At 47.0% G+C, this 13,096-nt stretch carries 13 protein-coding genes; 8 read left to right on the top strand and 5 right to left on the bottom strand.

The genetic code is table 11. The features are described from left to right. Positions 1-3: 3 nt before the first annotated feature. From HGH90_RS06465 to HGH90_RS06450, 4 genes are all read right to left on the bottom strand, one after another. Positions 4-1,104 (bottom strand): M42 family metallopeptidase, encoded by a 1,101-nt coding sequence (locus HGH90_RS06465; protein ID WP_168762454.1) that lies wholly within the window; start codon positions 1,102-1,104, stop codon positions 4-6. A gap of 44 nt (positions 1,105-1,148) precedes the next feature. Continuing rightward, positions 1,149-1,985, bottom strand: a complete 837-nt coding sequence (locus tag HGH90_RS06460; RefSeq protein WP_168762455.1) for a UbiA family prenyltransferase — start codon at positions 1,983-1,985, stop codon at positions 1,149-1,151. A gap of 70 nt (positions 1,986-2,055) precedes the next feature. After that, the gene (locus HGH90_RS06455) at positions 2,056-3,594 is read right to left on the bottom strand and encodes an acyl-CoA carboxylase subunit beta (RefSeq protein WP_168762456.1); all 1,539 of its coding nucleotides are present in this window, start codon (positions 3,592-3,594) and stop codon (positions 2,056-2,058) included. 87 nt (positions 3,595-3,681) lie between these two features. Further along, complete coding sequence (locus HGH90_RS06450; RefSeq protein WP_168762457.1) at positions 3,682-4,122, bottom strand: hypothetical protein; 441 nt, start codon at positions 4,120-4,122, stop codon at positions 3,682-3,684. A gap of 149 nt (positions 4,123-4,271) precedes the next feature. Between HGH90_RS06450 and HGH90_RS06445 the strand changes: the two genes are divergently transcribed. Then, entirely contained in the window at positions 4,272-5,255 is a 984-nt protein-coding gene (locus HGH90_RS06445; protein WP_169190687.1) for an acyl transferase, read from the top strand. A 1-nt stretch (position 5,256) separates the two neighbouring features. Here the strand turns inward: HGH90_RS06445 and HGH90_RS06440 are convergent, their stop codons facing one another. Continuing rightward, positions 5,257-5,973 (bottom strand): hypothetical protein, encoded by a 717-nt coding sequence (locus HGH90_RS06440; RefSeq protein ID WP_168762459.1) that lies wholly within the window; start codon positions 5,971-5,973, stop codon positions 5,257-5,259. A 233-nt stretch (positions 5,974-6,206) separates the two neighbouring features. Here HGH90_RS06440 and HGH90_RS06435 point away from each other — a divergent pair, with 233 nt between their 5' ends. The 7 genes from HGH90_RS06435 (at position 6,207) to HGH90_RS06405 (ending at position 13,096) form a co-directional block, all read left to right on the top strand. After that, positions 6,207-6,770 carry a sigma-70 family RNA polymerase sigma factor gene (locus HGH90_RS06435; protein ID WP_168762460.1) on the top strand — a complete coding sequence of 188 codons (564 nt, stop codon included), beginning with the start codon at positions 6,207-6,209 and terminating at the stop codon, positions 6,768-6,770. A 2-nt stretch (positions 6,771-6,772) separates the two neighbouring features. After that, entirely contained in the window at positions 6,773-7,051 is a 279-nt protein-coding gene (locus HGH90_RS06430) for a hypothetical protein (protein ID WP_169190686.1), read from the top strand. Between the two features lie 71 nt (positions 7,052-7,122). Further along, a complete protein-coding gene (locus tag HGH90_RS06425) occupies positions 7,123-7,467 on the top strand; it encodes a hypothetical protein (protein WP_169190685.1) in 345 nt (114 codons plus the stop codon). 76 nt (positions 7,468-7,543) lie between these two features. Then, entirely contained in the window at positions 7,544-8,371 is an 828-nt protein-coding gene (locus HGH90_RS06420; RefSeq protein ID WP_168762463.1) for a DUF692 domain-containing protein, read from the top strand. Further along, entirely contained in the window at positions 8,355-9,104 is a 750-nt protein-coding gene (locus HGH90_RS06415; RefSeq protein WP_169190684.1) for a DUF2063 domain-containing protein, read from the top strand. The genes HGH90_RS06420 and HGH90_RS06415 overlap by 17 nt, the downstream gene beginning before the upstream one ends. Positions 9,105-9,107: 3 nt before the next feature. Then, positions 9,108-9,533, top strand: a complete 426-nt coding sequence (locus HGH90_RS06410; protein ID WP_168762465.1) for a DoxX family protein — start codon at positions 9,108-9,110, stop codon at positions 9,531-9,533. Between the two features lie 581 nt (positions 9,534-10,114). Beyond that, entirely contained in the window at positions 10,115-13,096 is a 2,982-nt protein-coding gene (locus HGH90_RS06405) for a SusC/RagA family TonB-linked outer membrane protein (protein WP_169190683.1), read from the top strand.

Genomic DNA, 13,096 nt, shown 5'->3' with positions numbered 1-13,096 from the left:
CTTTTACAGATACTGAAAATTCGTCTTAGGCGTAATATTCAGCAGGGTATGATAAATAAGGTGAATGGTATTTTCAATATCATCTTTCTTCACCATTTCCACGGTAGTGTGCATATACCGGAGTGGAAGGCTGATGAGGGCCGAAGGTGTGCCATCGTTACTGTATGCAAAAGCGTCGGTATCGGTGCCAGTGCTGCGGCTTACGGCGTGCAGCTGATGCGGGATATCGTTCTTTTTAGCTGTTTTAATGATCAGGTCGCGGAGGATGTTGTGTACCGCCGGACCGTAAGTGATGCTGGGACCATTGCCACATTTGATTTCTCCTTCGATGTTTTTATTGATCATCGGCGTGGTGGTATCGTGGGTTACGTCGGTAATGATGGCCACATTGGGTTTAATGCGTTTGGCTATCATTTCTGCACCTCTTAAACCAACTTCTTCCTGTACGGCATTGACGATATAAAGACCGAAAGGCAATTCCTGTTTCTTTTCTTTCAGCAGGCGGGCTACTTCTGCGATCATGAAACCGCCGATACGGTTATCTATGGCGCGGCAGATATAGTAGTCGTAGTTCAGTTCTTCAAATCCGTCTTCAAAAGTACATACACAGCCTACATGGATACCCAGGTCTTCTACTTCTTTACGGGAACGTGCGCCGCAGTCGAGGAAGATATTTTCTACTTTAGGTTGTGGTTCTTTACCGTCGCCGCTGCGGATACGGGTATGTATGGCGGGCCAGCCGAATACGGCTTTCACCACGCCTTTTTCTGTATGGATATTTACTCTTTTGGAAGGAGCAATCTGTTGATCGGAGCCACCATTGCGGATGACGTAGATCAGTCCTTCCGGTGAGATATAGTTTACAAACCAGGAAATTTCATCGGCATGTGCTTCAATAACTACTTTAAAAGGTGCTTTGGGATTGATAATACCGACCGCGGAGCCATAGGCATCTACGAAGTGTTCGTCGATATAAGGTGTAAGATATTTCAACCAGAGTTTTTGTCCTTCTTTTTCAAAGCCGGTCGGAGAAGGGTTATTCAGGTAATTGGCGAGGAATGCCAGTGATTCCTTAGTAAATATTGATTTCTGTTTTTTAGACATAATGTTCCAGATTGAGACCGGACAAATGTAAGGAAAATAGCTTTTTAGAGATTACCCATCAGGTATAACAATGCAGATAGTGCCATAAATCCGTCGAGTACGAAATAGAAGAGGTAATCGGAGTCGGTATGCTGGGCTTTACGGGTGATGAGGGCGGTAGCTATCACCGGCGCCATCAGTGTCATGATGGCGGGCAGGGTAGAAAAAGGGCCCATGAGTCCTGCTGATACTGCTGCCATGAGCAGGGAGAAATAGTATAGCCTGTTGAGATTTTTTTCGTCGAGATAGGTGATGAGGCTGCGGATGCCTTCTTTTTTATCGGATTCGAGGTCGCGGTAATCGAACAAAATGCAAATCGCATAAATCAGGAAGAAGCGGTGGAGGGAGAGGAATACCAGGGCTTCTACCTGGAACTTGCCGGCTACCAAGGCAGGTAATATGGTAGTAACGTAGGTCCATACAAACGTCAGGAACAGGGTTTTACCGATGGCTATTTTGCTTAGCCAGCGGAAAGCAGCATGGGGCACTTTGGGTGCTGAGTAGAGGAAAGTAAGGATGGCGCTGCCGGAGAGCACCAGCCAATGTTCCCTGAGTTGCCAGAAGAACCAGAGCGAGCCGATGGCGCCTATACCACAGAGCAGGAGCATGAGGATACGGTGGCGGTTGCCCCAGCGAATTCTTTCTGATGAGGAGTAGGTACCGGGCGTAAGGTACCAGTGGAAGTTATAGCTGCAGATGGTGGAAAAGAAAACAAAGAGATAGAAGGTGTTTTCCGGGTATTGAAGGTCCAGCAGTTGATTGGTTTGCCAGATCATCAGCAGTGCACACAGCGAAATATAGATCGATGTGAAGAGGATAAAGTTGAAAATTTGTCGAAACATAGTAACGGGTGTGCTTTTAACTATCAGCGGTTGACAGTGGAGCGCACTGTCAACCGCTGATTCCCAGCCACTACAAAGGTATGTTGCCGTGTTTTTTTCTCGGCATATTTACTACTTTATTTTCCAGCATTTTGAATGCTTTGATCAGTTTGATCCTGGTTTGATCCGGGGAGATGACTTCATCGATATATCCCTTTTCTGCTGCCAGGTAAGGGTTCGCGAATCGTTCGGTATAATCGGCCACGAGTTCATTCATGCGTGTTTCCGGATTGGGGGCGGCATCAATTTCTTTTTTGAAGATGATTTCCACCGCGCCTTTAGCGCCCATCACGGCAATTTCGGCCTGGGGGAAGGCGAAGTTGAGGTCGGCCCCGATATGTTTGGAGTTCATCACGCAGTAGGCGCCGCCATAGGCTTTGCGGGTGGTGACGGTTAATTTGGGTACCGTAGCTTCGCTGAGGGCATACAGCAATTTGGCGCCGTTGGTAATGATACCATTCCACTCCTGGTCGGTGCCGGGGAGGAAGCCGGGTACATCTACCAGCACCAGCAGGGGTACGTTGAAGGCATCGCAGAAGCGGGTAAAGCGGGCGCCTTTCACGGAGGCGTGTATATCGAGTACGCCGGCCAGGTGTGCTGGCTGGTTGGCCACGATACCGATGCTTCTGCCGGCGATGCGGGCAAAGCCTACGATCATGTTTTCTGCAAAGTCTTTATGTACTTCGAAGAAGCTGCCTTCATCCACGATCTGTTCAATCGCCTCTTTCATGTCGTAGGGCTGATTGGGATGCAGCGGGATCAGGGTGTTGAGGGCTTCCCTGCGTTCATTGCCTGGTTCGTAAGGGTATACGGGGGCGGTTTCTTCGCAGTTTTGCGGGATATAGCTCAGCAGTTGCTTTACATATTGGATGCATTCCACCTCGTTGGCGCAGGCGAAGTGCGTTACGCCGCTTTTGGCGGCATGGGTTTGGGCGCCACCCAGTTCTTCCGAAGTCACTTCTTCATGGGTAACGGTCTTTACCACGTTAGGTCCGGTCACAAACATATAGGAGGTTTGTTCCACCATGAGGATAAAGTCGGTGATAGCAGGGGAATATACGGCTCCGCCGGCGCAGGGGCCCATGATGGCGGATATCTGGGGGATAACGCCGGAAGCCCTGGTATTGCGGTAAAAGATATCGGCATAGCCACCCAGGCTTACCACGCCTTCCTGGATGCGGGCGCCTCCGCTGTCGTTGAGCCCGATGATGGGGGCGCCATTTTGCATGGCCAGGTCCATAATCTTACAGATCTTACGGGCATGGGGTTCGGAGAGGCTGCCGCCGTAAACGGTAAAGTCCTGGGAAAATACGTAGGTGAGGCGGCCATTAATAGTACCATAACCGGTTACCACGCCATCGCCGAGGAATTGTTCCTGGTCTGCGGTCAGGCCCCGGTTGCGGTTTGTTACCAGCATATCCAGCTCTTCGAAGGAGCCTTCATCCATTAGCAGTTGTATCCTTTCGCGGGCGGTGAGTTTACCTTTTTTATGCTGGGAAGCGATACGTACTTCGCCGCCACCCAACATGGCTTCGGCTATCTTCGACTGTAATTCCTCTAATTTGTCCATATGCTAGAAATGAGTAGTAAAACTAAAAATAAAAGGATTCCTTTATTAAAGGAATCCCTGCAATATCGTAAATGTAAGATATTTTAGTTATTGTGCATTGTAAGGAATGCCCCTGGTTCCAACGGTATCGCTGAAGTTACCGGCATTATCCTTTATGAATACTACAAAGTGAATACTGTCGTCTGCAACAAAGGGGTGTGATATTTTAAACTCTGTAGGCAGGAGGTTGATATATACGTCGGCGTTTACGCTATTGCCTTTGTTGGCGCCAATGCTGCCCATTTGTTTAACGGAATACAGGGTGTCGGACGTACCAGAATTTCTATACCGGGTAGCAATCCACAGCGTGTCTTCAATATCTCCATCTCCATCGCGAACATTCATAATAACAGTCATCTTATCCAGGTTGCTGGTAACGCTGTCTACTGTATATCCTTTGAAGGTGAGAATAGGTTTGCTACCTATCTTATCTTTTTTACAGGCGTAAAGTAATCCGGCCACCAGGAACAAAAACAGAATTTTCTTCATAAAACAAACCTACATTAATTTAGGAAATATACAAATATTCAGCTATCTCTACCCTTCTTCCTAAAAACGTTTTTTCATGCCAATTGTTACTTACTGGCGTTAGATTTATTCTTCTCCCTAACTTTGTCAGATTTTAAAGCCAGCTATACATGACTGTGGTATCACCGGACACTATTTTTTCACTGCAGGACAACGGACTGGAAGCCGCCGCCCTGGAGCTTTTCCGTTACCAGTACCGGGAAAATGACCTGTACCGGGCCTATACGGATGCCTTACACATTGCACCGGCTTCCGTGAAGAGCATCCTGGAAATTCCTTATCTGCCGATACAATTTTTTAAATCCCATACGGTGGTCAGCGGCATTTTTGAGCCGGAGCTGCTATTTGAGAGCAGCGGTACCACTCAAACGATCAACAGCCGTCACCTGGTGAAGGAATCCGCCATTTATACCCGTAGTTTCATGACGGCCTTCGAACAGTTTTATGGCCCGGTAGACGATTATGTGATCCTGGGGTTGCTGCCTTCCTACCTGGAGCGGCAACATTCATCGCTGGTGAGGATGGTGCAGGAGATGGTAATCCGCAGCGGTCATCCGGAGAGCGGCTTTTATCTGTATGAACATGATAAGTTGTATCATCAGCTACGGGCGCTGGAGGCCAGGGGACAGCGGGTATTGTTAATTGGGGTCACTTTCGGGCTGCTGGACTTTGCCGAGCAATATTCCCTGGATCTGCGCCATACCATTGTAATGGAAACGGGCGGAATGAAGGGACGCCGGGAAGAATGGACCCGCCAGGAAGTACATGCCTTCCTGCAGGAACGTTTGGGCGCTTCCGTTATTCATGCCGAATATGGGATGACAGAGCTGTTATCCCAGGCCTATTCCAAAGGGAATGGTTTGTTTGCTAGCCCTCCCTGGATGAAGATTTTGCTGAGAGACGAGAATGATCCGTTTCAGCTAAGCGCCGGTAAAGGCGCCGGGGTCATTAATGTTATTGACCTGGCCAATATCTATTCCTGTGCATTTATCGCGACTGAAGATATTGGACGGATACACGCCAATGGTTTGTTTGAAGTGCTGGGTCGATTGGATAACTCGGCGCTGAGAGGGTGTAGCCTGATGGTGAGTTGAGTTATTCGCTCATGGCGGCCATTTGCAGTAGTGCCGGTAATTTAGCCGGTTCATGCATCATGGCAGAGATCGCTGACATATAAGGAAAGGAGTGATGGTCCATCCCAAATTTGTGTAAAAGATATACATCCAGTTGTTCGGGGGAGCTATGTCCCTGGATATAATCGCTGAGATAGAACAGGAAGCGCTGTCTTTCCTTCTGGGAAATCAGTACCAGGGCCACTTTATCTTTCAGGCTGTCGTGATGGTGCGACCGGAAGATTTTCAGGGCCTGTTTATAGTCTGTGAGTGTTAACTCCTCAAAAGAGGCCGGCAACAGCTGGGTGCAGAAATAGTCAACCGCAATGTCGTTAAAGAACGAAACTGCTTCCATATCCGGTTCATTATGCCAGGTAGCCCACTGGTACAGGTGGGTGGGTGTTATGAAGCCGGTGAGGACGGCTTCCAGCTGGTGGATGACGCCTTCCCGGGTGGGAGCGGTATCGGTAGCATGGGTGATGGCGCTCACGATATCCTGGTAGAAATTTTCATTTACCTCATTAGCGGCCTGAAACAGCAGGCGGCTTACTTCGGTATGTATATTTTCCTCTTTTTCCTCCCATGGGGTAACACCACGCAGCTCTTCGATCAGCTCCTGTCTTGTTTTAGTACCACGTAGATACGCTTTTAATAGTGTAACAAAGTAAGTGTACGTTACAGGCGACATTTCATTTTTCATGGGCCGAGTTTAATTCATATTTCATTGGGTACTTGTCAAAATTACTATAAAACGCCGAATAGTAGTAAGGCCCCCTATTGCCTTTTACCATTCCTTTGGCGCCGGTTATCCGCCTTTAACATTTTTTTGGGTGCAGGAGAAAACCAAAACAGGTATATTACCGTAAGCTTTCTTTAGCGATATAGCAGGTGTATAAGGAGGCAGAAAGATCGCAGTCAATAGTACTAAAAGTTATGACAACCTGTAATCCAACGGTGTGGGTGAAGTTATATGCAGACGAATTGTTTAAATTTGCCTGTAGCCGGGTATCAGATACCGGGCTGGCACAAGACCTGGTACAAGACACTTTTCTTAGTGGTTTGCAGGCTATGCACCAATTTCGTGGCGAGAGTTCAGAGAAGACCTGGCTGCTGGCTATTCTTAAGAACAAAATAAATGATCACTTTCGTATGGCAGGTAAAGCTGCAATAACAACCCTTGATATGGAAGCCCGTGATCAGCAGCTGATTTTTTTTAATGAGAAAGGACATTGGCGTAAAGAGATGGCTCCCCGACCATGGACTACTGATATCAATGACAAAGCAGAACAAGCCGATTTTTTCCGGATATTACGCACCTGCATGGATAAATTAACCAGTTTAGGCAAGGCGGTTATACAACATAAATATCTCGATGAAAAAAAATCCGCGGATATCTGTAAGGATCTTTCGCTTACCTCGTCTAACTACTGGGTGATCATTCACCGGGCCCGGTTACAATTAAGGGCATGTCTTGAAAAAAATTGGTTCAGTAATTGACAATGGGAAAACATTTACATCACCTGATGCCCTGTTGTAAAGATGTGACGATGCTGGTAGAGAAACGTTTACAGCAGGAGCCGCTTACCTGGATGCAACGATTGGGGTTAAAATTCCATTTGCTGCTATGTGTGTATTGCAGGAGATATGTAAAGCAGACAGCTATTATGCACCGGCAATTACAGGAATACAGGGAAGCTTTTACTGCTCCTAACGAGCAGGTAAAGCAGCAGTGGGAGGCATTGGTGGCAGCATATTTAAAAAATGATAAGGACCTGTAAGGAAGATTTCAGCGCTACGTCTAAACAACATACATACTTTTTTCACTCCGTTTTTTAAAAATTCTAAGATCATGAAAAACAACAAAGCGATCAACAAGAATGTACTGTTTTCCGGTTCACTGGTAGCCGGCGCTATCATGGGTTTAGCATCCCTGCAGGTATCTGCCAAACCCGTTAGTTACACTAACCTGGGTTCTGGTGCAGCTGTTAGAAATGCATTAACGGGTACTTCCGGTACAGCAGCCAATGCTATTGAGCTGAACTGCGGCGCAAAGAAAGACAGTGCATCTGCCGGTAAATCAAAAGACGGCAAATGTGGTCAAGGCAAATGTGGAGAAGGTAAATGCGGTAACAAAAAGGGCGAGAAGAAAGGCAAGGACAAAACCAAGCCTGACACAACAAAGTCTGGCCAGTAATTTTTACGGGTAGGAAAGGCTGATATAACATTTAGTCAGCCTTTCCTCATTTTTGAACACCCTAAATCGTATAGTCATGGTAGGTGTTGGTTTCAGGAGAGAATTTGCCGAGGAGCTTATCAGCGGGGAACATATCAGGCCTGATTTTGTTGAGTTGGCGCCGGAGAACTGGATGAACATAGGAGGCTATTGGAGGAAGATATTACACCGGGTGGTGGAGAAATATCCTGTGTTGTGTCATGGGCTTTCATTATCGATTGGTAGCCCCGATGCCTTAAATAAGGAGTTCCTCGCGTATGTAAAAGCATTTCTCCAGGAGTATAAAGTACAGCTGTATTCAGAGCACCTGAGTTATTCCAAATGCGACAATGCACACATGTATGACCTGTTGCCCATCCCTTTCCGGATGGATGCGGTGCGGCATATTGTATCGCGAATACAGCAGGTACAGGATTACTTGCAGCGTCCGCTGGCGATGGAAATTGTTTCTTATTATACGCCGGTAGCTGCAGAAATGAGTGAGATTGATTTTATCAATGAAGTGGTAAAGCATTCCGGCTGCCAGTTATTGTTGGATGTAAATAATATTTATGTAAATGCTTTCAACCATCAGTATGATGCAAAGGCGTTTATTCAGCAACTGCCGCTGAGCAGTGTAGCCTATATACATATGGCAGGGCACGAACAGGTAGCCCCCGACCTGATTATCGATACACATGGGGAGCCTATTATAGATCCGGTGTATGACCTGTTTGAATGGACCCTGGCGCATCTGCAACCGGTACCGGTGTTACTGGAAAGAGATTTTAATATTCCGGAGATGATCGAATTGCAGGGCGAACTCTCAAGATTGAAAAGTATTTGTCACAAACAATGGAAATTGAAAGATGAACTTGTTGCCTGACACTTATCATATACAGCAAACTTTTTCTGACTGGTGCAGAACCGGCAAAAAAGTACAGCTGCCTGGCGTAGTTGCCGATAGGTTGGTACACTACCGGCGCCTGGTATTCAACAATATCCGGGATACCATGGAAAATGCTTTTCCTATTGCCTTTAATAACATTCCCTCGCGCAAGTGGGATAAGATGGTGAAGGATTTTTTTGCGCACCATGCCTGTCAATCGTACCAGCTTTGGAAATTGCCATTGGAGTTTTATACCTATGCGGTAGAGCATAGCTGGGATGAGCAATACGATATTCCTTACCTGAATGACCTGCTGGCATTTGAGTGGGCGGAAATGGAATTATATAACATGGAGGATATTCCTGCGCCGGCGTATCTTACGGAAGGCAATTGGTTGGATACACCACTGGTATTGAACCAGGAGCACCGGCTGCTATCATTTAGCTGGCCTGTTCACCTGAAAGCAAAGCGCAGGGAGCTGATGACCCGTAAAGGTGTTTACTTCGCCTTATTATACCGTCATCCGGAAACAGGCAGCATCCAGTTTACGGATTTATCGCCCTGGCTGGCATTTTTAACAGAGCAGTTGGCCCAGGGAATAACGGTAAGGGATATACTGGATTATGCCCCGCAGCTACATATAACGGAAACGGACACACTGGAATCGGATACACTGGCATTTTTGAAGGAGATGCAACAGCAACATTTTGTATTGGGATTTCAATCATAATTTATGCGTACATATGCCCGGATGGCGCGCCGTTTATCGGTGATCAGCGATCTTCCACTATTATTTATGCGGCTGGTGCTGGCTTATGGTTTTTACTTGCCGGCCAGGATGAAGTGGAGCGATATACATGGTATAGGGGATTGGTTTAAACAATTGCATATCCCTTTACCTTATATCAGCGCTTACCTGGTAGGATGTACCGAGGCGGCGGGCGTGGTATTGTTAACCCTTGGTTTGTTTGTGCGCTATATTACACTGCCGCTTATGTTTAGTATGGTGGTGGCTATTGCTACCGTTCACTGGAGCAATGGGTTTGCCGCCGGGGACAACGGCTATGAAATACCATTGTATTACCTGGTGATGTTATTTACCCTACTGGTATTTGGTGGGGGAAGGATAGGTGTTGACTATTTCTTAGAGCGTTCTTAGCTGGTTACTTGATTTCAGATATAACATCGTGATGACCCCTTTTAAAAAATAGGTGTGGCGACCTTCAATATTTTTTTTAAAATAAATTGAAAAAAGCTATGAAAAATCCATTTAGCTAATTACATTTGAAAAGTAGCGTTTGTAGCGACAACCAAAATTTAAAGAGCATTGATAGTACTGATAGACGGAGAGACCCTACGTTTGCGACAGTTACCCGCGGTGTCTTGGTATTAGCAATTATTGAAAGCCAGAGCGACAGATTGTTTAAAATTTCACGTTAAATAAAAATTCCCATGAGTCATTATTCATTGCAACCTGTCCGGGTAGCCCGATGCCCCTAGCATCCTGGCGCGGTGTTTCCACAGATTACTAGTATTGCCCTGTTGCGCGTATGCGATGTTTTGCATGCGGGCTGACGGCTATTATCCTGTTGTAGTCACTGTTGGCGCATTCATTTAGCGGTGTTAGTCCTTTCCCTGCAAAGGGAGTGGGCAAGTTATGCCTGTTTATGTATTTGAAAACTATTGTTGGTGCAAGAATGATTTTGCGCCCTGGAAGTCGCATTCCTAAAAATTGCTTGTATGAAATACATTTACCTTTTGTTTTTCTTATGCCTGTGTACTTTGGAAATACAGGCCCAGCGCACGTTGTATAGGAATACTGGCAAAGACTCCAGTAGTACGGCCAATGCTGATTCCATTATTCTTTCAAGGGTAACCAGCACCAAACGGGATACGATTGGCTACCTGCCTAACAACGAACTTTTTCTGTCACGTAGCATCAATGGCGCGGTGTCCAACGTGGATGTCGGCGAGGTAAAGAAATTGCCTTATGTGAGCGTAGACCAGATGTTAGTAGGAAGAGTAACGGGAGTGGATATACGAACACCGTCTGCCGAGCCAGGTAAGCGCAACAGCGTATTTATCAGGGGGACGTCTTCGCTGTTGCTGAGTAACCGGGATATCTTTTATGCACAGCCGGCCTACGTGGTAGATGGTGTGCCTTTAATCATGGACCATGCCTTTGCCTATGATATCCAGCGCTTCGACTTTAACCGGATGGGAACGGAAACCAACTTATTATCGTTCCTGGATGTAAATGATATTGAGCGGATAGAGGTGTTGAAAGACTTTGGCGCCAGCGCGCAGTACGGGCCTAATGCGGCCAACGGTGTTATCAGCATCACCACCAAAGCACCGAGGGTAGGGCAGATGCAGGTATCTGTAAATGCTTATGCCGGCTTGTCGCTACGCCCGTCGGTAGATGCTGTGAACGGAAAATACGAGAGCGATTTCAGGTTACCGTTTTATCAAAAGTATGCGAATGAAACACAGTGGCGCAGCTTTCCACGCTACCTGGCCGACTCGTCACAGGCGAGGTATTTTGGCCCTGCCAACTGGGATGACTTGTTTCTCAGGAATGCCTTTACAGATGGTATACAGGCATCTGTAAGCGGTGGTACGCCCCTGGCTAACTTCCGCTTTAGCATAGGGCAATCATCGCAACAGGGCGTATACGACAAAACGGGTATCCGGCGCTATGATGTAAACTTTGGTATCAACATCCAACCGCTGAAAAACCTGGTGTTTACCACACAGGTAGCCGTGGCTAACCTGAACCGCAAACGCAATGAGTTTATCCGGGACCGGGCCGGCGATGAAGATTACCTGTTTAACTACAGCTCGCCGCTATCACCCAACAAAGCCTACCTGCAACAGTATTACACAGCCCTGGATAATACGATTAACCGAAATAAAAATAATTCCGCCCGTATTATCGCCAATGTGAAATACAGCTTTGCCAGTCATTTCACTTGGAATACACGTTTCGCCATTGACTATGGGCAAAATTTCCGCGACTATTTTGTACCCACCTCGCTGGGAGAAGGAAATAGTTATGTGTCCAACTTCGACGGATTAAACAAAAGGTTGGTGCTGGACAACTCGCTGCGTTATGAAAATACTTTTTCAGGGAAACATCACCTGGAGGTGACATTAGGGCAATACGGGCAATGGGACAAATGGCGCTATGACTATGGTCGCGCCTATAAAGGTTCCAGCGATTATATTAAGATATACCAACCCGGATCAGACGATCAGAAGGAAGGGCGCTTTGGCAATTTCCGGCTAATGTTTAATACCAAAGATTTTACGCAGTCGAGGCTTGCCTCTTTTTACAGCAACATCGGCTATAACTTTGATGGTAAATATTTTGTGTCCCTGTACGTGAGAAGGGACGGTACTTCTTACCTGGATGCTGCTCATCGCTGGCTGGTATCTCCTACCGTATCTGCTTCCTGGAAAATATCCCAGGAAGATTTCCTGAAGGATGCAACCTGGCTGAGTAACCTGCAACTAAGGGGCAGTTGGGGCCGGGTGGGCCGTTTGCTGATGGATGAATTTTACAGGGGAGGGCCGGTATACAATGTAGACGCGGGCTGGAATGGGGTGCCTAATATGTCGACCTACAACGCATTCCCGGTAATCAATGCCGGCTATACCACGGGGTATATCGTTCCCGGTACTTCCTGGCCGGTAGTAGAGCAACTGAATGGTGGTATTGATATCGGCTTATTCCACGACCGGGTAAGAGCTTCCCTGGATGTATATGCTAAAACAGACCGTAACCTTGTATTGAAAATTCCAACGCTGGAAGAGGAAGGGTACACTGGTATCGTGAAAAATGGGATGACCATACGTAACTATGGCTATGAGTTATCGGTGGAAGCAGATGTGATACGCAGAGAAAAGTTCCGCTGGACAACCGGCATCAGTGCATATACCAACCAAAATAAATTACTGGCATTGCCCGATGGCCTTACCGACCTGGTGATCAGCCAGCGCCGCTTCCTGGTGGGCAAACCCACCGATCGCTATTGGCTCTTGATCAACGAGGGCATTTACAACTCAGATGGAGATGTTCCTGTAAATCCTGCCACCGGTAAGAAGATGACCTACCAGGGTGTAACCTTGCGCAAAGGCGATCCCCGTTGGAGAGACCTGGATGGCAATTATGATATTAACGACAAAGACCGCGTCATGAAAGGGCGTTTATCACCTGCGGTGACGGGGGGCTTTACGAATACTTTTTACTATCGTGACTGGGAGTTGAATGCACTGGTGAATTATGCTTTTGGCCGTAAAATTATAAACCAGGCGTTAGCCAACCGTTTCGATTTTGCCAACAGGGAAGGGATAGATGATCCCAAGGCCATTAAAGAAATCAGCTGGTGGTCGAAGGTACAGGGCGACTATAGCAAGGTACCGGCATACAATCCATGGAGCGCGGTATATGCTTATCAGCCTGACCAGACCTTATTCCTGGAAGATGGTTCGTTTGTAAAACTGCGGGCGGTTACCCTGGCTTATAACCTGCATTCTGCCTGGATGAAGCGGTCGGGTATAGATCACCTGCGCATTTATGCCACAGGCAACAACCTGCTGACCTGGAGCCCTTACAAAGGCGGAGACCCGGAAGCGGTGAGTTATTTCGGCTATGATGAAGGCTATTATAACTGGGCGGCTCCCCGCACATTTACCCTGGGCTTCAATTTTCAATTCTGA

It is taken from the genome of Chitinophaga sp. Ak27 (assembly GCF_012726295.1).
Taxonomy (GTDB): Bacteria; Bacteroidota; Bacteroidia; order Chitinophagales; family Chitinophagaceae; genus Chitinophaga.
This window is presented reverse-complemented; position numbering and strand designations above follow the sequence as displayed.